20 protein-coding genes are annotated in these 18,789 nt (G+C 65.4%); 10 read left to right on the forward strand and 10 right to left on the reverse strand.

What is annotated here, in order from left to right:
• The 4 genes from D9V32_RS10825 to D9V32_RS10840 all read left to right on the forward strand — a co-directional run.
• Positions 1–1,343: class I tRNA ligase family protein (locus D9V32_RS10825; protein ID WP_147440449.1), on the forward strand; the 1,343-nt coding region annotated here is incomplete at its 5' end.
• 1 nt (position 1,344) lies between these two features.
• Positions 1,345–1,797: a GNAT family N-acetyltransferase gene (locus D9V32_RS10830; RefSeq protein WP_121648930.1), complete on the forward strand. Its 453-nt coding sequence runs from the start codon at positions 1,345–1,347 to the stop codon at positions 1,795–1,797.
• A gap of 1 nt (position 1,798) precedes the next feature.
• Positions 1,799–2,065 (forward strand): hypothetical protein, encoded by a 267-nt coding sequence (locus D9V32_RS10835; protein ID WP_183086278.1) that lies wholly within the window; start codon positions 1,799–1,801, stop codon positions 2,063–2,065.
• Positions 2,066–2,107: 42 nt separating this feature from the next.
• Positions 2,108–2,521, forward strand: coding sequence for a VOC family protein (locus D9V32_RS10840; protein ID WP_245982269.1), 414 nt, complete (start codon positions 2,108–2,110; stop codon positions 2,519–2,521).
• Between the two features lie 65 nt (positions 2,522–2,586).
• Here the strand turns inward: D9V32_RS10840 and D9V32_RS10845 are convergent, their stop codons facing one another.
• The 3 genes from D9V32_RS10845 to D9V32_RS10855 form a co-directional block, all read right to left on the reverse strand.
• The gene (locus D9V32_RS10845; RefSeq protein ID WP_121648931.1) at positions 2,587–3,309 is read right to left on the reverse strand and encodes an SDR family oxidoreductase; all 723 of its coding nucleotides are present in this window, start codon (positions 3,307–3,309) and stop codon (positions 2,587–2,589) included.
• Between the two features lie 80 nt (positions 3,310–3,389).
• Positions 3,390–4,304 (reverse strand): LysR family transcriptional regulator, encoded by a 915-nt coding sequence (locus D9V32_RS10850; RefSeq protein ID WP_121648932.1) that lies wholly within the window; start codon positions 4,302–4,304, stop codon positions 3,390–3,392.
• A 34-nt stretch (positions 4,305–4,338) separates the two neighbouring features.
• Positions 4,339–5,145: a class I SAM-dependent methyltransferase gene (locus D9V32_RS10855; RefSeq protein ID WP_220700695.1), complete on the reverse strand. Its 807-nt coding sequence runs from the start codon at positions 5,143–5,145 to the stop codon at positions 4,339–4,341.
• Positions 5,146–5,405: 260 nt separating this feature from the next.
• Between D9V32_RS10855 and D9V32_RS10860 the strand changes: the two genes are divergently transcribed.
• Complete coding sequence (locus D9V32_RS10860; RefSeq protein ID WP_147440450.1) at positions 5,406–7,469, forward strand: hypothetical protein; 2,064 nt, start codon at positions 5,406–5,408, stop codon at positions 7,467–7,469.
• Entirely contained in the window at positions 7,462–8,130 is a 669-nt protein-coding gene (locus D9V32_RS10865) for an ATP-binding cassette domain-containing protein (RefSeq protein WP_121648935.1), read from the forward strand. Before D9V32_RS10860 ends, D9V32_RS10865 begins: the two co-directional genes overlap by 8 nt.
• Positions 8,131–8,186: 56 nt before the next feature.
• On the opposite strand, the gene D9V32_RS10870 is transcribed toward D9V32_RS10865, so the two are convergent.
• The 4 genes from D9V32_RS10870 to D9V32_RS10885 all read right to left on the reverse strand — a co-directional run bounded on the left by D9V32_RS10870 (position 8,187) and on the right by D9V32_RS10885 (position 12,187).
• Complete coding sequence (locus tag D9V32_RS10870) at positions 8,187–9,260, reverse strand: 2,3-butanediol dehydrogenase (protein ID WP_121648936.1); 1,074 nt, start codon at positions 9,258–9,260, stop codon at positions 8,187–8,189.
• A gap of 188 nt (positions 9,261–9,448) precedes the next feature.
• A complete protein-coding gene (gene clpX / locus D9V32_RS10875) occupies positions 9,449–10,726 on the reverse strand; it encodes an ATP-dependent Clp protease ATP-binding subunit ClpX (protein WP_121648937.1) in 1,278 nt (425 codons plus the stop codon).
• Positions 10,727–10,897: 171 nt separating this feature from the next.
• On the reverse strand, positions 10,898–11,560 hold the full coding sequence (locus D9V32_RS10880; protein WP_121648938.1) for an ATP-dependent Clp protease proteolytic subunit: 663 nt from the start codon (positions 11,558–11,560) through the stop codon (positions 10,898–10,900).
• 27 nt (positions 11,561–11,587) lie between these two features.
• A complete protein-coding gene (locus tag D9V32_RS10885) occupies positions 11,588–12,187 on the reverse strand; it encodes an ATP-dependent Clp protease proteolytic subunit (RefSeq protein WP_281272138.1) in 600 nt (199 codons plus the stop codon).
• Positions 12,188–12,723: 536 nt separating this feature from the next.
• Between D9V32_RS10885 and D9V32_RS16670 the strand changes: the two genes are divergently transcribed.
• The 4 genes from D9V32_RS16670 (at position 12,724) to D9V32_RS10900 (ending at position 14,660) form a co-directional block, all read left to right on the forward strand.
• Positions 12,724–12,909 carry a DUF6313 family protein gene (locus D9V32_RS16670; protein ID WP_425462008.1) on the forward strand — a complete coding sequence of 62 codons (186 nt, stop codon included), beginning with the start codon at positions 12,724–12,726 and terminating at the stop codon, positions 12,907–12,909.
• A complete protein-coding gene (locus D9V32_RS16675) occupies positions 12,899–13,198 on the forward strand; it encodes a DUF6313 family protein (RefSeq protein ID WP_220700697.1) in 300 nt (99 codons plus the stop codon). The genes D9V32_RS16670 and D9V32_RS16675 overlap by 11 nt, the downstream gene beginning before the upstream one ends.
• A gap of 26 nt (positions 13,199–13,224) precedes the next feature.
• Positions 13,225–13,470, forward strand: coding sequence for a hypothetical protein (locus D9V32_RS10895; RefSeq protein WP_147440451.1), 246 nt, complete (start codon positions 13,225–13,227; stop codon positions 13,468–13,470).
• Positions 13,471–13,646: 176 nt separating this feature from the next.
• Positions 13,647–14,660, forward strand: a complete 1,014-nt coding sequence (locus D9V32_RS10900) for an MDR family NADP-dependent oxidoreductase (protein WP_121648941.1) — start codon at positions 13,647–13,649, stop codon at positions 14,658–14,660.
• Here D9V32_RS10900 and D9V32_RS10905 read toward each other — a convergent pair.
• From D9V32_RS10905 to D9V32_RS10915, 3 genes are all read right to left on the reverse strand, one after another.
• Complete coding sequence (locus D9V32_RS10905; RefSeq protein ID WP_121648942.1) at positions 14,644–15,219, reverse strand: ClbS/DfsB family four-helix bundle protein; 576 nt, start codon at positions 15,217–15,219, stop codon at positions 14,644–14,646. The two genes, D9V32_RS10900 and D9V32_RS10905, sit on opposite strands and share 17 nt — an antisense overlap.
• Before the next feature lie 66 nt (positions 15,220–15,285).
• Positions 15,286–17,025 carry an alpha/beta hydrolase gene (locus D9V32_RS10910; RefSeq protein WP_121648943.1) on the reverse strand — a complete coding sequence of 580 codons (1,740 nt, stop codon included), beginning with the start codon at positions 17,023–17,025 and terminating at the stop codon, positions 15,286–15,288.
• 151 nt (positions 17,026–17,176) lie between these two features.
• Positions 17,177–18,649: a SulP family inorganic anion transporter gene (locus D9V32_RS10915; protein WP_121648944.1), complete on the reverse strand. Its 1,473-nt coding sequence runs from the start codon at positions 18,647–18,649 to the stop codon at positions 17,177–17,179.
• Between the last annotated feature and the right edge of the window lie 140 nt (positions 18,650–18,789).

Consider the following 18,789-nt stretch of genomic DNA (forward strand, 5'->3'; position numbering starts at 1 on the left):
TGCGCGCCCGCCTGCTGGAGCTCGGCACCGAGCTGAACTGGCACCCCGACTTCATGCGCGTGCGCTACGAGAACTGGGTCAACGGACTCTCCGGTGACTGGCTGATCTCGCGTCAGCGCTTCTTCGGTGTGGCCCTGCCGCTGTGGTACCCGCTGGACGAAAACGGCGAGCCCAACTACGACGCCCCGATCGCCGCGACCGCCGAGTCGCTGCCGGTTGACCCCACCGCGGACCCCGCCCCCGGCTACACCGAGGACCAGCGCGGCGTTGCCGGCGGTTTCATCGGTGAGGTTGACGTGATGGACACCTGGGCCACCTCCTCGCTGACCCCGCAGCTCGCGGGTGGCTGGGAGCGCGACCCCGAGCTGTGGAACCTCGTTGCCCCGTTCAGCCTGCGCCCGCAGGGTCAGGACATCATCCGTACCTGGCTGTTCTCGACCATGCTGCGCTCGACCCTTGAGGACGACCGCAAGCCGTGGAGCGACGCCGCGCTGTCCGGCTGGATCCTCGACCCCGACCGCAAGAAGATGTCGAAGTCGAAGGGTAACGTCGTCACCCCGGCGGACATCCTGGAAAAGCACGGTTCGGACGCCGTCCGCTACTGGGCCGCGACCAGCCGCCTGGGTACCGACGCCGGATTCGACCCGCAGAACCCGACGCAGATCAAGATCGGTCGCCGCCTGGCGATCAAGGTCCTGAACGCCACCAAGTTCATCCTCGGCTTCGAGGCGCCCGCGGGTGCCGCGGTCACCGAGCCGTTGGACCAGAGCCTGCTGACCACGCTGAACAAGGTTGTGGCCGACGCCACCACCGCGTTTGCGAACTACGACCACGCCAAGGCACTGGAAATCGCCGAGTCCTTCTTCTGGGAGTTCTGCGACGACTACCTGGAGCTGGTCAAGGAGCGCGCCTACGGCGAGCCGGGCGACGCCCAGGCTAGCGCCGTCGCCGCCCTGCACCTCGCACTCGACGTGCTGCTGCGCCTGTTCGCGCCGTTCATTCCGTTTGCAACGGACGAGGCGTGGTCCTGGTTCCGTGAGGGCAGCATCCACTCGGCCACCTGGCCGACCGCGGATGAGGTTCCCGCCACCGGTGACCCCGCGCTGTTCTCGCTCGCGAGCGCCGCGCTGATCGGTATTCGCCGCGCGAAGACCGACGCCAAGGCCTCGCAGAAGACCCCGGTGGACACCGCCACCATCTCCGGTTCGGCCGAGCAGATCGCCCTCCTGCAGGGTGCCCTGACCGACCTGCAGGGTGTGGGACGCATCGCCGAGCTGAAGACCGCGATCGGCGATGAACTCGCCGTGACCGAGATCGTCTTCGCCGAGGTTCCCGAGGCCTAGCATGAGTGTCCGCCCCATCCGCGCCGACGAGTTCACCGACTGGCACCGTCTCTTCTCCGCCTACGCGGGGCTCTTCCGAGACGGTGTGAGCGAGGAACACGCGGCGCTGGTGTGGGGTTGGATCACCCGGGGCGAGCACCAGCTGCACGCGCTGGTGGTCACCGATGATTCGGATCGGCCGGTCGGTCTGGCGCACGTGCGCTGGATCGCCCGGCCGCTGGCCGGCGAGATGGGCCTCTACCTCGAAGACCTGGTGATCGACCCCGACGTGCGTGCACAGGGCCTCGGCCGTGAGCTACTGGACGGGGTGGCCGAGTTTGCCCGCGCGGGCGGCGCACCCACGGTGCGCTGGATCACCGCCCCGGATAACACCCGGGCACGTGCGCTCTACGCGCAGGTGGCCGAGGAGGCCCCGTACATTATTTACGACCGGACCGTGGAGGTGGGAAACTAGCATGCAGCTGGGTACTCGATGGGCTTTTGGCGCGGCACTGCCCGCCGCCCTGCCCGCGGACGCCGAGGTTCCGGTGCGCGAGGTTGAAGCGGCCCGCCAGCTGTCGTTCGCGGCGGCGGAACTCGCACACTGGCGCTGGACGCTCACCTACCTGGAGGGCCGCCCGCACCTGGAGCTTGAGGATGGCACGCTGCTCGTTCTGAACCCGGACGGCAGCGCTGCGAGCGTCACTGAGCCAGGCACCCCCGACGCCGACGACGACTGGTAACCCGGCCGTCCTCCCCCACTTTTTTCGCTTCAAAGGAGCCCCGTGATTCCGCTGCCGTTGCCCCACCGTGAGGATCCGGTTCCGGATACCCCGTTTGGTCTCGGGCTCCAGCACGTCCTGCTGGCGATGCCGCGCGGCGGCGAGGATGACGCCCGTGCGTTTTACGGCGGCCTGCTCGGTCTCACCGAGATTCGCAAGCCCACGGTGCTGATCGCGCGCCGCGGCGTGTGGTTCCGCGGCGACGCCCTGGAAATTCACCTCGGCGTGGAAGACCCCTTCCGCCCGGCCCGCCGCGCCCGCCCGGGCATCACCACCCGGGACCTCGACCTGCTCTCGATCCGCCTGCACGAGTACGGCCTGCCGGTAGAGATGGATGAGTTCTTCCCGCCATACCGACGGCTGATCTCCGAGGACCCGTTCGGCAACCTGTTGGAGTTCGTGACGCCGCGGGCATAGCTCGCAATACAGAGAGAACGCCCGTGGGATCCACCGATCCCACGGGCGTTCTTCGCCGTGTTGACCTAGACGATCAGTGTGCCGCCGTCCACGACCGAGACCGTTCCGGTGACGAAGTCCTGATCCATCAGGCCCAGATAAACGCGGGCCACATCGGAGGGTTCCGGTACCCGGCCGGCCGGCAGACGCTTCGCGGCGTCCGCATACATGGCCTCACGGTCGGCCGCGCTCATGCTGTCCCACAGCGGCGAACGTACGATTCCCGGTGCCACCGCGTTGACGCGCAGTGGAGCGAGTTCCACCGCGAGGGAGCGCACCGCAGAGATCGTCGCACCCGAGGTCGCCGATCCGAGCAGCCAGCCGGGGCCTCCCCGGTACGCGGCGGTACCACTGGTGAGTGTGATTGATCCGCCGGCCCGCAGGTGCGGCACCGCGAGGCGGACGGCGTCGAGGGCGTGGAAGAGACGCAGCCCGAAGAACGAGGCCGCCTTTTCCGGGGTGAAGTCGGCGAGGGTTACCGAGCTGAGGTTTTCGGCCGCGGTGTAGGCGAAGTGGTCAAACTCCCCCACCGCGTCAAAAAATGCCGCGACGCTTGAGGAGTCCGCCGCGTTCACGACGTGGCCGGTCACCGAGTCGGGGAGCTCCGCCAGGGCACGGGCCACCGATTCGGGGTTGCGCGAGCCAATAAATACCTGCGCTCCGGCCTCGGCCGCGGCGCGTGCGGCGGCGAGACCAAGGCCCGAGGTTCCACCGAGAAAGACGATTTTTGAGGTGCTGTTTACTGTCATGTCTTCATGATCGGCCCGCGCACCCGGGAGCGTCCAAGACCCATTCTGCCCACTGTGATACCCGGCGGGTATCGCTCGAGCTACGCGCTGCGGGTGTCCGCAGATTCGGAAACGACCGATGCGGAGAGCCGCTGGGCGATCTCCTCGAGCGCGGTGAGCACGGGCGTCGAACGATCGGCGGGAACAGCAAGCCCGATCGTCCCCGGGGCAAGGTCACTGATCGGGCGGATCGCAATGTCGCCCCGGGTGTAGAACGCCGCCGTCGATGCCGGGAGAATCACGATGCCCCGCCCTGCCGCCACGTACTCAAGCTTCTCCTCGACGGAGTCGAACGAGGGCAGGCCGATCCGCTCGAGCGACAGCGCGTGCGGGCGCACCTCGAGCACCGCATCGCGCCATTCGGGCACCGCCTCGGGATCCTGGAGCAGCAGCTCCGCCGTGAGATCAGCGAGGGTGATGTCGGCGCATTCCAACAGCGCGTGCCCGACAGGGAGCACCACGACGCGCTGCTCCCGGGCAATCTCGCTGACGCGCAGCCCGCGACGCGGCACGGGGAGCCGCACGAAGCTCGCATCGATGGTGCCGTCGAGCAGTAGGTCCACCTGTGTGTCCCACCCTGTCCGCTGGACGTCCACGGTCAGGCCGGGGAAGCGCTCAACGAGGTCGCGGACAACCGCGGTGATGATGAGCCCCGGCATGAAACCGATGGTCACGTGCGGGCCCTGGCGTCCGGCCGTGCGCGCCCGTCGCTGCAGCGCGGCCGCACCGGCAAGGAGCACCCGGGCATCGGCCACCAGCGCGACTCCCGTCTCGGTCAGGCGGGTCCCGCGGCTCGAGCGTTCAAAGAGCGTGGCCCCGAGCTCCCCCTCCAGCGCGGCGATCTGCCGGCTCAGCACCGGCTGCGCAATGTGCAGCCGGTCGGCCGCCCGCCCGTAGTTCAGCTCCTCGGCCACCACGAGAAAGTAGCGAAGCTTGCGCAGATCCAGGTCACTCATGGTGGGAGTCTACTCCGGCTGTCCCGAGCAACTTCTACGCCACCGCTAGGATCTCTCCGTGCGGCATCGCGTACCAGCCGGCCGGGTCGGCGACCCAGGCGGTCCAGGCGTCGGCGATCTGCTGAATCTGGGTTTCGGTAGCGATGCCCTGGCTGATGGCGTCCGGTCCCCAGTTGGAGGCCGAGGCTCGCTCGGCCCAGGCTCCGCCCCACCACTCGCGCTCGTCCGGCTCGGAGAATGCCCAGACCGAGGCCGTGGCCCGGACCTCGGTGAAGCCCGCCTCGAGAGCCCAGGCCTTCAGGAAGCGGCCACCATTGGGCTCACCGCCGCCCGAGCGGGCGAGTTCCTGATACACCCGCATCCACTCCTCCAGCCCCGGGAGGAGCGGGTACCAGGAGGCCGAACCGTAGACGACGTCACGAGCCGCGACGATTCCGCCGGGCTTTGTCACCCTCCGCATTTCGCGCAGCGCCGCCACCGGGTCGCCCAGGTGTTGCAGCACCTGGTGGGCGTGCACGATGTCGAAGGAGTTGTCCTCAAACGGCAGCTCATACGCGCTGCCGGCGAGGAAGTGGGCGTTGGACATACCGAGGCCGGCCGCACGCTGAGTAGCCTGCTGGGTAACCGATTCGGAGGCGTCTAAACCAAAAACATCGCCCGGAAAAACTCTCTGGGCGATGTCTGTGGTGATGGTTCCGGGGCCACTTCCTACATCGAGGACGCGACAGCCGGCAAGCAGATACGGAAGAAGATAGGCGGCCGAGTTCTCGACCGTACGCCACGAGTGAGTGCGAAGAACGCTGGGGTGATGCCCCAGCGTGTACCGTTCCATGCTTGCCATAACGTCAGCCTATGAGCGCTCCCCGGGCGCTCCATACCGTGTGACGGAATCGTCCCGGTTCTGCCGCGTGGCGCAATTGCCCACGCGATATGTCACCCCGTTTGTGACGTTTTTGGTCACCTCATCTCCCCTTGCACCCCGAAACAGGGGTCGTCGTAACACTTCGGTTTCTTTGTGAAACTCCCAGGTTTCGCCCCGTAGCGTGACCGCCACCTCGCATCATCCGGTGCGGGACACACGTCACATCGAAAGGCACCGCGATGACGTCTCGCCTCCCGCAACGTGGGCTCCGCTTGGCGTACATTCTTGCGCTGGCCGGGGCCCTTGCCGGGGTGTTTGCAACGCTCGTCATTACCGAGGACAGAGCGGGTTCGCTCGGGTGGGACTACGCGTCAAAGGTTGTGCCCGGGAACGATTCACTCGCCCCCGCATCCGAGGTGCTCGCTCGGCTGGCAGACACCGCTCGAGATACCGAAAGCAACGCTGCACGGTTTCGTGCCGACCCCGACCGCCCGGCCGATCGAAACATCCTTGATCTCATCGTGGGGAAACCGGATGCTAACCAGGCCGAATGGCTCCGTACCGGCTACCCACAGTTCGGCCCGGGCACCACCGCGGCCGTAGTTCCCTTCACCGCGGCGGAAACAGCCGATCTCTCCGGAGACTACGTGTTTCAGGGAGACGCGCAGGCAGTGGATCGCTTGACCGCCGTATTTCACGATGCGGGCTATCTCACCTCGACGGTGACCCTTGCCGACGCGCCAGCGTTTCTGGCCTGGTTTCTGAGCCAGCCCATGGCCCCCGGGCTTATCGGCCTCGCACTGCTCAGCGTGTTGCTGACCGTCATTGCGGTGCTCTCCTCCGTACGCCGCTACGCGATCGGGCGGTTACACGGGGCGCATCCGTTGCGGCTTCTCCGACGCGATCTGGGCGATGTCTTTTGGGGTTTCTGGCCGGGTTGGGTGCTCGTCACACTCGGTGCCTCCGCGCTTATCATCGGAGGGAACGGCGGCGCCCATCTTCCGCTCTATCTCACCGTCGCCGGGCAGACACTCCTCGTCGTGTTCCTACTCCTCGTGCTGTGCCACACCATCGCACTCCTCACCACGCTGCGCATCCCCATTCATCGCGCCCTGACCGGACGCTCGCTCGCCCGCGGCTCCCTCCCCCTTCTGCTCACGCTGCGCGTTCCCGCGCTCATCTTCGCCGTCATACTGGTGTTTCCGCTCGTGCAGGCACGCAGCGACCTTCGCGAATACGATGCGGCCATCGCCGAGTGGGCCAAGTATCCGTCCGCGACGTTTCTCAACCTCCGTGGGGCTCAAAATCCGAACGAGGTGGACGCCGCCCTCCCTCCGCTGGGCGCGCTCATCCGTGAAGCCGACGAGCGAGGCACGATCATCCTCGCGGGCCCGCACTTTCTCCCCACCGAAAGCGGCGAGCGCGAGGTGCTCCGGGTCAACCCGGCGTTTCTCCTGACCCAGCCACTGACCGGAACGGACGGGGCACCGGTACGGGTAGAAACCGATCAATCCACCCTCCTCATTCCCTCGTCCCAGTGGGCGGAACGGGGATCCCTCATAGCCGCCGCAGTCGACGATGCGCGGGGCCAGCAGACCCTGGACCCACTCGACGGGCCGCAGCACGCAGGCGCATCCGAGATCGTTGCGATTCAAACCCTCGACGCCCAGTCTGTGTTTACGTTTCCGATCACCCCCAGCCCGCAATCTCCCGCCCATCTCGACGATCCCATCGTGCTGGTGACCCCGCTCAAGACCACTCCGCTGACGGATTTCACCCTCGCTTCTCTCGCCTCTCAGGGCGACGTCATCGTGATGGATTCGCAAGATCTCCGCACCCGGATTGACGGTGCCGGCCTGGGAAACCTGATCCGGTCGTACGCACCCGCGGCAGAATCAGCCCTCGTGGATCGCGACCGCAGCGCGCGCGACGTCACGGGCGCGACGCTGGGAGTCCTCTCCGCGCTCGTCGTGCTCATCGCGGCTGCCTTCGGCACCGCCGAGTTCACCACACGGAGCCGCTCAACCGAGCTCTTCGTGCGATTTACGGCGGGCCAACGGTTCACCCATCGGTTCCGATCCATCCTCATCTGGGAGACCGCCCTCAGCGGCACCGCACTCGCCGCACTACTCGCCGGAATAGCCCTGCGCTCGGCGTTCACCGCGCCCGGGCAACCGCTCGAGTCCCCGCTCCCCCTCCTGGGGGCGGGGATCGGCATGATCGCACTCTCCTCCGCTGTGCTGATCGCCGGACTCCACCTCTTCCCCACCCGCACTCGACGCACCGGAGGCCACAGTGACTAGCACCGTCCCCATCATCCTTGACGACCTCAGCAAGCGCTATGGCACGCGCGTGCTCTGGCAGGGGCTCTCCGCAACCCTCAACCCCGGTGAGATCGCGGCGGTGACCGGCCCGAGCGGGTCCGGGAAGTCCACGCTGCTGAATGCGATCGGTCTCCTCGAGAACGCGTCGGCTGGCCGCATCCTCGTGGGCGACCACGATCTCACCAGACTGCGCTTCGGACAGGCTCGCCGGTTTCGCCGTGACACCCTCGGCTATCTCTTCCAGAACTTCGCGCTGGTTGGCTCGGCCACCGCGAGCACAAACATCAGGCTGGGTCTCGTGCGTTCCCCCGGGCGAGAACTCCTCACCCGGAGCATCGGTGCCGCCCTCGAACGCGTTGGCCTGGCCGGCCGCGAACGCACCCCGGTGTTTCAGCTCAGCGGCGGAGAACAACAGCGCGTTGCCCTCGCCCGCCTCATCGTAAAGAACCCGCGCATCATCCTCGCCGACGAGCCCACGGCTTCACTGGACGCCGGAAACGAAAAACTGGTGCTGGACGTGCTGCGGGAACGCACCGCGGAGGGGGCGATCGTGCTCATTGCCACGCACTCGGCTGCCCTCGCTGCCGCCGCGGATCGAACGCTGACGCTCGCCCCGCCCGCGGGAATCTCCCGTGGATAAGAGCGTGCGGGCACGTGCACGACAGGGCCACGCGCCCGCACACCATCAACGGGAGACTACAGCCCCGCCCCCGATGGCGACACGAGGATCTTCACCGCGGTCTCGTTGCGGTTGATCAGGGTGTCGAAGCCGCGGTCGATGAGACCGTCGAGTCCGATCTTGCCGGTGATGAACGGTTTGAGGTCGATCTTGCCGGACTCCACGAGGTCGATCGTCGCGGGGTGATTGCCCATGTACCCGATGGTGCCGCGCAGGTCGATCTCCTTGACCACGAGCTTCTGCAGGTCGACGCTCGCACGCTTGCCCCAGATCGAGACCACCACGATGGTGCCACCGGGCTTGATGGCGTCCACCAGGGTGTCGAGCACAACGTTGACCGAGGTGCACTCAAACGCGACGTCGGCCCCGCGTCCGTCGGTCAGGGCGCGCACCTCGTCGACCACGTTGACCTGCGAGGGGTCGAGGGCGTGATCCGCCACCCCGGCCTCGATGGCCTTCTGTCGGCGCAGTTCGCTCAGCTCGGAGATCACCACGGTGACGCCCTTTGCCTTGAGCACCGCGGCGGTGAGCAGCCCGATGGGGCCCGCACCGCCGATCAGCGCCACGTCACCCTCCTGCGCGCCACTGCGCACATACGCGTGATAGCCCACCGACAGCGGCTCAATCAGCGCCGCCTCGTCGAGGGGCACGTTGTCGGCGATGGGGTGCACCCAGCGGCGCTCCACGGTGATCTTTTCGCCGAGTCCGCCGCCACGGCCGCCGAGCCCGATGAAGTTCATGTTCGGGGTCAGGTGATAGTTGGTGCCGGGTTCGGTGGAGTACTGCGGGTCGATAATGTAGGGCTCCACCACGACCTTCTGGCCGATCTCGATGTCGGTCACGCCCTCGCCCACCGCGTACACGACGCCGGACATCTCGTGCCCCAGGGTGATTGGGGCGTCCTCGCCAGAGATCGGGTGCGGGTGTCCGGCCGGGGGCACAAAGATCGGCCCGTCCAGGTATTCGTGCAGGTCGGATCCGCAGATTCCGCACCAGGCCACGTCGATCCCGACGGTGCCTGCGGTCACCTCCGGAACGGGGATTTCGTCGATTCGAATGTCGCCACGGTCGTAGAAACGTGCTGCCTTCATGGGTAGCTCCTCACTCGTTATCCGGATGGGAGGGATCGCCTCCCTGCTATAAGCCTACGCATGTTATGTATTGATTTCTAGGGTAACGACGGCGCGTCTGCCGACTCTTTCGGGAAGCGCAAAAAGCCCGTCACGAGGTGACCGTGACGGGCTTGTTGCCGGGAAACCCGGGGTGAAACTCTGGGCCGTTAGGCGGACTTTTCACGTACGCGACGCTCACGCACCACGAGTGTGGGAGCGGCGTTTTCGACCACGGTGGCGCGGGTGATGATGACCTTGCCCACCTCGGTGGTGGAGGGCACCTCGAACATGATCGGGCCGAGCACCTCCTCCATAATCGCGCGCAGACCGCGGGCGCCGGTCTTGCGCAGCACCGCGAGATCGGCGATGGCCTCAACGGCGTCGGCCTCAAACTCGAGGGCCACACCGTCGAGCGCAAACATGCGCTGGTACTGCTTCACCAGGGCGTTCTTCGGGACCGTGAGGATCTCGACCAGGGCGTGCTGATCGAGCGGCGTCACGGCGGTGACCACGGGCAGACGACCGATGAACTCAGGGATCAGACCAAACTTGTGGAGGTCTTCCGGAAGGACCTCGGAGAACCAGTCGGTTTCATCCGAATCGGAGTGCAACGGGGCGCCAAAACCGATGCCCTTCTTACCCGCACGGGCCGAGATGATCTCCTCCAGACCGGCAAAGGCACCGGCCACGATGAAGAGCACGTTGGTGGTGTCGATCTGGATGAACTCCTGGTTCGGGTGCTTGCGCCCGCCCTGCGGCGGCACCGAGGCAACGGTGCCCTCCAGGATTTTCAGTAGCGCCTGCTGTACGCCCTCACCAGAGACATCGCGCGTGATCGAGGGGTTCTCGGCCTTGCGGGCAATCTTGTCGACCTCATCGACGTAGATGATGCCGGTCTCGGCACGCTTGACGTCGAAGTCGGCGGCCTGGAGCAGCTTCAGCAGGATGTTCTCGACATCCTCACCCACGTAACCGGCCTCGGTCAGGGCGGTGGCGTCGGCCACGGCGAAGGGCACGTTGAGCTGCTTCGCGAGGGTCTGGGCGAGGTAGGTCTTGCCACAGCCGGTGGGGCCGATCATCAGGATGTTGCTCTTGGCGATCTCCACCTCGTCGGCGCGATCCTCGGCGCTGGCGATGGTGCCGCCAGCCTGAATGCGCTTGTAGTGGTTGTAGACGGCCACGGCGAGTGCCTTCTTGGCACCCTCCTGGCCGATGACGTACTCCTCGAGGAAGTCAAAGATTTCGCGCGGCTTGGGGAGATCAAACTCGGGGGTTTCTTCGGTACCGGCCTCGGCCAGACGCTCCTCGATGATCTCGTTGCACAGCTCGACGCACTCATCGCAGATGTAGACGCCGGGACCGGCGATCAGCTGTTGCACCTGCTTCTGGCTTTTGCCACAGAAGGAGCACTTCAGTAGATCAGCGCTCTCACCGATACGTGCCATGATTCCTCCAGATCCGGGTTACCCCCAAGGTTACCGTTACCCTGAGCCTAGTCGAGGCCACCGACGTCGTGTGTCCGGCCCCGCCGTATTAGTTAACGACTGTTATGTCAGGTGAATGCACGCGAGGCGCGTGATGAGAATCTCAGCACGCGCCTCGCGGTACAACGGTTGCTACGCGGAAATCGCGAGCGGGTTCTTGCGGCTCTCCAGAATCTGGTCGATCAGACCGTACTCCAGGGCCTCCTCGGCTGACAGGATCTTGTCGCGGTCGATGTCCTTGTGGACCTCCTCGACGGTGCGCTTGGTGTGGCGTGCGAGGGTTTCCTCGAGCCACACGCGCATGCGTGCCATCTCAGCGGCCTGGATCTCGATATCCGAAGCCTGGCCACCACCCTGGCCAACGGCCGGCTGGTGAATCAGGATGCGGGCGTTCGGCAGGGCCAGACGCTTGCCCGGGGTACCACCGGCGGTCAGCACGGCCGCGGCCGACGCTGCCTGGCCAAGCACCACGGTCTGCACGTGCGGACGAATGTACTGCATGGTGTCGTAGATCGCGGTCATCGCGGTGAACGAGCCACCGGGCGAGTTGATGTACATCATGATGTCGCGGTCCGGATCCATCGACTCCAGCACGAGCAGCTGAGCCATCACGTCATCGGCCGAGGCGTCATCCACCTGCACACCGAGGAAGATGATGCGGTCCTCGAACAGCTTCGCGTACGGGTCCTGACGCTTGTAACCGTAGGCGGTGCGCTCCTCGAAGCTCGGCAGAATGTAGCGCGAGCTCGGGCTCTGCAGCATCGAGCCGCCGGCCTGGAAAGTAGGGGTCTGCATGTTATATGTCCTGTCTTCTCGCGCCGGTTACTTGGATTCGGTTCCGCCACCACCGGTGACGTCGGTCGCCGAGGAACGGATGTGATCCACGAAACCGTACTCGAGAGCCTCTTCAGCGGTGAACCAGCGGTCACGGTCACCATCAGCGTTGACCTGCTCGACGGTCTTGCCGGTCTGGTCGGCGGTGATCTTCGCCAGGCGCTGCTTCATGTCGTTGATGAGCGCGGCCTGGGTCTGGATGTCGCTCGAGGTACCGCCGAAACCACCGTGCGGCTGGTGCAGCAGCACGCGGGCGTTCGGCGTGATGTAGCGCTTGCCCTTGGTGCCCGCGGTCAGCAGCAGCTGGCCCATCGAGGCGGCCATACCGATACCCACGGTCACAATGTCGTTGGGCACAAACTGCATGGTGTCGTAGATCGCCATACCCGCGGTGATCGAACCACCCGGGGAGTTAATGTAGAGGAAGATATCCGCTTCCGGGTCCTCGGCGGCAAGCAGCAGCAGCTTGGCTGCGATCTCGTTTGCATTGTCATCGCGGACCTCGGAACCGAGCCAGATGATTCGGTCCTTCAGAAGACGGTCAAATACACCGGGCTGGGGTGTGATGTCGGCCATGTCGCGCTCCATTCGTTTTGTGCGTCGAATTGAATCTATCGCGCCCGAACACATCGTGCTGGCGTGTTCGCCCACGGCGTGCATCGTGGCGCGAATGTTGCCCAGGAGTTCGCTTCGGGCAAACACAACCACCGGTTCGCACAGGACCAACCCACACGAACACCATGGCGTTTAGAGTTCGCACGCGCCAAACAGAGAAGCGGCCGCCGCTGGTCGAGACGAAGCGGTTTCTGTGTCCGCTTTGTCCGTTTGGCGTGACTTCCTATTGCCGTCCTTGCAGCCCTGTTCGCCCGCAACCTACCGTCGAAAACATGATCAGTTCTCGTCGGAATCACCGTCCTCTACGCCGCCCACTCACCCACCCTCCACAGGGCGAATCAGCGCGCCTGCGGAAGCGCCGAAAAACGATTGCCAAGCTCGGCAAGAGCCCCTTGATGTGGTGGCTGAGTAGCCCGCGCGGTGCGGTCATTTGGTCGCCCCTGATTCTCCTGTTTTTCGCTTCCATCGTGCTCAAGCCAGCACTCACCTACGGCCTAATCATTGGGCACATGAGCCCCGCGCTCATTCCATTACCTCCCGTGTCAACCGCGCTGGCCTGGGCGGTGTCAGTGATCGGTTGGCTCCTGATGCCCGCACTGGTCGGGGCGGTCGTCGGCTACCTGGTGAATATGCAGATTGGACGGCATCGGTCGCTTGCCACACCGCCCGGAGGGAGCCTCGCCCATGGTGCATGATAAGCGACCGCTGCCGCTCAGGACGCTGCACCGGTCAAACGATGAGTGGGCAGACTTCGTGGAGTGGTGGGTGAGGGATGAGCACGGCAATGACTGGGACTACGCGGGCAGCCATTGGTACGATTACTTGGCCTGGGCGGTACAACTAAAACGCCATCGCACTCACAACGGCCACGCCCTCATTCGAGCGGCCGAGCACTACTCACAGAACTTCATTCGGCTGACCTACGCGGGCGGGGAACGATGCGTATTCTGCATCATAGATTCACGGAAAGGAGCAAAACCATGAGGGATAACAATACGAGGAGCAAAAGCATGAGTGTAGACGCAGAGGCTTTCTTCGCGGGGCAGGCCAGAGCGATCCTCGAGTCGTCCAGCCGGGGTGCGGTTTCGCACTCCGAGGTCGAGCGGTTTCTCGAGCGGGTCGCTCGAATCACCGACGAGGGCCACCTTTCCGGTCATCTGATGTCGGCCGAGGAAGCTCGGCTCATACTCATGAGCGGCGGTTCACCCGCTTCGAGCGCGGACGCGGCCACTCAGCGCACGGGTTTCACGGCCTAGATCCTTCCCCGTGGCGCTCGTGGTGCCCATAGTGCAACGTCGGGTCAGACACACGAAGTCGGGTCAGACACACGGGGTCACGGTGGTGACGAACCCCTCGTCGAGCGAATAGGGTCGATTCACGGTGCCCTTAGTCCCTGTGTGCACCTGACGCTGAATTCTCGAAGGGTACACCCGTGGCCGTTCTCGCACACCGCTACCAGCTGGTCGCTCGTCCCGCCGGGCTTCCCGGCCCCGAGCACTTCGAGGTTGTTACCGAGCGGCTCGACCTGGGCGCGCTCCCCCGTCTTGCGCCGCCCACCCTGCTCGTGCAAAACGTTCTGTTCTCGGTGGATCCCTACCACCGCGAGGCGATGGACGGCGATTGGGAGCTTGGCGCACCGCTCGAGGGCCGCAGCGCGGGGCGCGTTCTCGCGTCGACCTCCCCCGATTTCCGGCCCGGAGACACCGTGCTGCATCGCCGAGGATACGCGACCCACGCCCTCGTTCCAGCCTCCGAGGCACGCCGCATCAGCCCACCCGCGGGTGTCCCACTGGAGGCCTATGTCAGCATCCTCGGTGGCACCGGGCTGACCGCGTATGTGGGGCTCACCCGCATTGCCGAACTGCACGGTGGCCAGGCACTCCTGGTCACCGCGGCGGGCGGTGGCGTCGGAACCGCCGCCGCGCACATCGCCCGCCTCCTCGGGGCCAGCCCCATCGTGGGCGTGACCAGCACGCCGGAGAAGGCCGAGCGTCTGGTATCCGCGGGCACCTACGATCGCGTCGTCGCGTTCCGTGACACCCCCGCGCTGGCTCGCCTGCGCGCAGAAAACAGCGGGCGCTTTGACGCGGTCATTGAGGGCGTGGGCGGAGATCATCTCTCGCTCGCGATTGACCTCGTGAAGCCGCGCGGCCGCATCGCCTGGGCCGGAGCAATCGGCCAGTACACGACGGAGCCGCCCGCTGCCCCGCGCAACCTCTTCACCATGGTCGACAAGCAGGTGCGTCTCGAGGGCTATCTCGTGGCCTCCTACCGCGACGTGCAGGAGGAGTTTGAGAGCTTCCTCATCCCACACATCGTGTCGGGTGCGGTCCCCGTGGACGTTACGGTCACCGAGGGCTTTGAACACGCGATCGACGCCCTGCAGGGCCTGTTTACCGGGAAGAACTTTGGCAAGTCGATCGTGCGGCTCATTCCCTCGGTCTAGTGCCCGAAGCAGGCACCATGGTTGCGAGGTCTAGCGACTTCGCGAACTTTCTCACCTTCTTGGTAGCCCAGACATAGTGGCTCGCCGTGACCGAGGTGAAGTAGCTGCCGAGGGTGGTCCCACCCACCCACGGATACGCTCCCCGGGTGAACAGTTCCTCCTGCGAAAAGTGATCGATGAGTGTCATGACCCTCACATGGCTCTCGCAGACCAGCGCGAACGACTCCGCGTAGGAGCTCCCTCGGTTGCGCTCGGTAAACTCCGCATTCATGGCACCGTAGGTTTTCCAGTTGTAGCCGGCCTTCAGAAACGGCTTCTCCTCGCCCGCCAGGTTGGAACTCACCCAGTCAAGCAGGAGGAGATGCCACTCGTGCAGGTGAATGAGCACATCGTGAACGTTGCTGTCCCGGGCCCAGTGCGCCCCCTTTTCCCTACTCACGTCAAACGAAAAGGGAAGATCGCGCTGTTCTTCCGTGAGCGCGGCAAGGATGCCGGTGAGCGTTTCGAACGTCGTATTTCCGGCGCTCACCAGGTCGTCTTTGGTTGTTGCTCTGGCCATCTCAAAATCCCCCAAAAGTATCGTCCCGTGTCAGAACGCCACGGGAATCCCCTCGGGGCATCGTACCTAGCCGCCGAAGGGCTGAATGCTCGCCATGCTCATAATGGTGGACTGGATGCGCGCCAGGGCCGCCGGGTCGGTGACCGAGGATCCGGTCACTGCCTGCCAGGACTCCACGATCAGGTCGCCGTAGTTGTGTCCGTGACGGGCGGGGACGGATTCCCCCATCAGCATGTCGATGAGCACCTGCGCGGCAGTCACCACGGGAATCCAGCGCATGTCCGGGCTGATCTGATCGGAGCGTTGCCCCGGGGTGAGCCAGTCCGGCTCCTGCCAGATGAGTTCCGCACCCAGCCAGGTGACCGGGTCGCTCGCATGCTGAAGGTAGGCCACGCGCGGGAACTCCCACGGGCCTCCGAGGAGTTCCAGATCTCCCGAACGGGCCATCCAACGCGCCTCGCGCCCCTCATTCAGCACGGGTTGCCACTCCGGCGAACCGGCGTCGCGCTGCGCCTGCAGGGAGCGCCACAGCGGGGTACCATTGGGCGACCCGACAAAGAGCGCCCCATCGGTACGTGCACGCACATCGGCCAGGGAGCCAAAGACCGCCTGTGATCCCTGCGCGCCAAGGCTCAGCCCGTAACTGATCAGTTTGGGGCGGTGCGCGCCCTCGGGCAGCGCGTGAATCGCCGCACTCACCGCGTCAAAGAGGTCACGTGCGGCCGCAACCGAGGCGTCGGGATCAAAGATGAACGATACCCAGCTGGGTGTGTAGGCGTACTGCATCGAGACGATCGCGGTGTTTCCGCCGTGGAGGTATTCAACCGCGTCAACGGTCTGTGGCTCGAGCCAGCCCGATCCGGTCGATGTGGCCACCACGAGGACTTCGCGATCAAACGCGTGGGTGCGCTCCAGCTCGCGCACGGCGAGTGCCGCGCGTGCCGCGGTGGTCGGAGCGGATTTCAGGCCGGCGTAGACGCGGATCGGCTCTATTGCGGGCTGCCCGGTGATCTCGGTGATCTTCTGGGCGTCCGGTCCCTCGGCGACAAAGGCCGCGCCGTGCCGGCCCAGGGTATCCCAGGGAATCTCCGAGCCGGGGCCGCCCGATCGCTCGGTGGAGGTGGGGGCGCTCAGTTCGGCGGCGGGTTCGGCGTTGGAGGCCGCATAGATGCGATCCACCCCGAACATCGCACCGCTGACCACCACGGCGACCACCAAAACGGCAGTGAGAATCGAGCCGCCGAGTGCGATCGGTGCGCCGCGGCGGGCGCGAATGCGGCGGTAGAGGTTCGAGAACCAACGCCCAATCGCCAGCCCGAGAATCGTGACCGGCAGCAGCCCGAGGATGAATAGCCCGGCATGGGGCGCACCGCCCGGGGGCATCTCCACGAGTTCGCGCACCTCGTTTTGCCAGGCCAGCGCGGCGGCACCCAGCCCGGACAGACCGATCGCCATCACAACGAGTACACCGATCCAGACGATTCGGCGGACACGCGTGGATACGCGCCAGGGCAGAAGACGGCGGCCGAGGGCCCAGAGTAGGCGTCCGAAGGCATACCCGAGCAGGAATATCACGCCCGTCATCACGCCCTGCAGGATCGCCGGACGCGGCAGCAGTGACGGCGTGAGCGACAGGTAGGCGGGGATCAGACCAAAGATCACACCGGCCACGTTGAGTCGCCACCAGGGCGCGCGATAGCGCTCGGCCGCTGTCTTCTCCGGCGATACGAAAGCGGCCGGATTCGCACTCGAACGCGCCGTCTCGGGGGCGTGAGACGTTTGGTTGTCGGGGGTTGCGTTGTGCACGCGCCCTCTTTCTCTGGATAGCCGCTCTCGAGTGCACTCACGCGAGACAAGAGTTATCTTCTCACGAGGGACCGGGCGAGCCTCGCAACACGAGCAGAGTGCCGTGCCACACCCTGAACACAGAGGGCATTCGGCCTGGCGGAACCGCGTTCTACAGGGTGCCGGTCAGGCGGCGCCGCAGCCTGTCGCTGGACGCGTTGAGTCCAACCAGCGAAACCTCAACACCGTGGCGCGCGTACCGCTCCTCGATGCTGTCGAGCGCGGCGACGGTCGAAGCATCCCAGATGTGCGCATTCGAGAAGTCGATGGTGATCTGCCCAGAGTCCGCGGCATAGTCAAACTGGGTCACCAGGTCGTTGCTGGAGGCGAAGAAGAGGGCACCACTCACCTGATAGCGCACGCCATTATCCGGTGTACTCTCGCGGGTGACCGTAGCGAGGTGGGCAACCCGACGCGCAAACACCACCATCGCAACCAGTACACCGACGATCACACCGATCGCCAGGTTCTCGGTGGCCACCACCACCGCAACGGTGATGATCATGACTCCGGTCTCGCCGAGCGGCATACGACGCAGGGTCGCGGGCCGAATACTGTGCCAGTCAAACGTCGCCACCGACACCATGAGCATGACCGCGACGAGGGCCGCCATCGGGATGAGTGAAACCACGTCGCCGAGGAATACGACGAGCGCGAGCAGGAACGTTCCGGCCGCAAACGTGGAGATGCGCGTACGAGCGCCGGAGGATTTCACGTTGATCATCGTCTGACCGATCATCGCGCACCCGCCCATACCGCCGAAGAATCCCGAGAGAATGTTGGATACGCCCTGACCCCAGGCCTCCCGAGTCTTGTTTGACCCGGTATCCGTAATCTCATCCACGAGCTTCGCCGTCATGAGGGACTCCAGGAGGCCGACGATTGCCATGGCCAGCGCAAACGGGCCGATGATGCCCAGCGTCTCAAACGTCAGGGGCACGTGGGGAACGAACAGCTCAGGAAGGCTCGTGGGAAGGGCTCCCTGGTCGCCCACGTTCGGCACCTGAGCACCCATGACCACCACGATCACGGTGACCGTCACGATCGCCACCAGCGGGGCGGGCACCGCCCGCGTCATCCGCGGCAGGAACACGAGAATCAGGATCGCGAGCGCGACCAGCGGATAGACGAGCCACGGAACGCCCACCAGGTGCGGAAGCTGCGCGAGCGCGACAAGAATTGCAAGCGCGTTGACGAACCCGATCATCACGCTCCGCGGGATGAAGCGCAGGAGTTTCGTCACCCCGAGCAGGCTGAGGATGATCTGTAGCGCTCCGGCGAGAATCACCGTGGCGATGAAGTAATCGATCCCGTGCTCGCGCGCGACCGGGGCGATCACCAGGGCGACCGCGCCCGTTGCGGCGCTGATCATCGCGGGTCGCCCGCCGACCACGGCGATTGAGACCGCCATGATGAACGAGGAGAAGAGCCCGTAGCGCGGGTCGACACCGGCGATGATCGAGAACGAGATGGCCTCGGGAATCAGTGCCATCGCGACCACGAGTCCGGCGAGGAGTTCCCGGGAGAGGAGCCGCGGGCTGCGCAGGGCGGAGGCTACGGTGGCGGGGGCGGCAATCGCGGGCATAAAAACTCCGGTCACGGAAGTGCACAGGGCCGCGGTTCCCGAGGGGCTCGGCGAAGCGGCGTGAAAGAATGGAGGTGGTCGTCGCGTATTCAGCGACGGATTCAACTCTACCCTAACGTAAGGGTAGGTTTGCGAAAGGC

Source organism: Mycetocola tolaasinivorans (assembly GCF_003667565.1).
Classification (GTDB): domain Bacteria; phylum Actinomycetota; class Actinomycetes; order Actinomycetales; family Microbacteriaceae; genus Mycetocola; species Mycetocola tolaasinivorans.

What these genes read in the sequence shown, in the direction of transcription:
- D9V32_RS16670 (WP_425462008.1), top strand. Translation starts at nt 12,724, where the DNA reads ATGAGCCCCGCGCTCATTCCATTACCTCCCGTGTCAACCGCGCTGGCC.
- D9V32_RS10880 (WP_121648938.1), bottom strand. Translation starts at nt 11,560, where the DNA reads ATGCAGACCCCTACTTTCCAGGCCGGCGGCTCGATGCTGCAGAGCCCG.
- D9V32_RS10830 (WP_121648930.1), top strand. Translation starts at nt 1,345, where the DNA reads ATGAGTGTCCGCCCCATCCGCGCCGACGAGTTCACCGACTGGCACCGT.
- D9V32_RS10895 (WP_147440451.1), top strand. Translation starts at nt 13,225, where the DNA reads ATGAGTGTAGACGCAGAGGCTTTCTTCGCGGGGCAGGCCAGAGCGATC.
- D9V32_RS10905 (WP_121648942.1), bottom strand. Translation starts at nt 15,219, where the DNA reads ATGGCCAGAGCAACAACCAAAGACGACCTGGTGAGCGCCGGAAATACG.
- clpX (WP_121648937.1), bottom strand. Translation starts at nt 10,726, where the DNA reads ATGGCACGTATCGGTGAGAGCGCTGATCTACTGAAGTGCTCCTTCTGT.
- D9V32_RS10850 (WP_121648932.1), bottom strand. Translation starts at nt 4,304, where the DNA reads ATGAGTGACCTGGATCTGCGCAAGCTTCGCTACTTTCTCGTGGTGGCC.
- D9V32_RS10870 (WP_121648936.1), bottom strand. Translation starts at nt 9,260, where the DNA reads ATGAAGGCAGCACGTTTCTACGACCGTGGCGACATTCGAATCGACGAA.
- D9V32_RS10915 (WP_121648944.1), bottom strand. Translation starts at nt 18,649, where the DNA reads ATGCCCGCGATTGCCGCCCCCGCCACCGTAGCCTCCGCCCTGCGCAGC.
- D9V32_RS16675 (WP_220700697.1), top strand. Translation starts at nt 12,899, where the DNA reads ATGGTGCATGATAAGCGACCGCTGCCGCTCAGGACGCTGCACCGGTCA.
- D9V32_RS10860 (WP_147440450.1), top strand. Translation starts at nt 5,406, where the DNA reads ATGACGTCTCGCCTCCCGCAACGTGGGCTCCGCTTGGCGTACATTCTT.
- D9V32_RS10885 (WP_281272138.1), bottom strand. Translation starts at nt 12,187, where the DNA reads ATGGAGCGCGACATGGCCGACATCACACCCCAGCCCGGTGTATTTGAC.
- D9V32_RS10845 (WP_121648931.1), bottom strand. Translation starts at nt 3,309, where the DNA reads ATGACAGTAAACAGCACCTCAAAAATCGTCTTTCTCGGTGGAACCTCG.
- D9V32_RS10855 (WP_220700695.1), bottom strand. Translation starts at nt 5,145, where the DNA reads ATGGCAAGCATGGAACGGTACACGCTGGGGCATCACCCCAGCGTTCTT.
- D9V32_RS10835 (WP_183086278.1), top strand. Translation starts at nt 1,799, where the DNA reads ATGCAGCTGGGTACTCGATGGGCTTTTGGCGCGGCACTGCCCGCCGCC.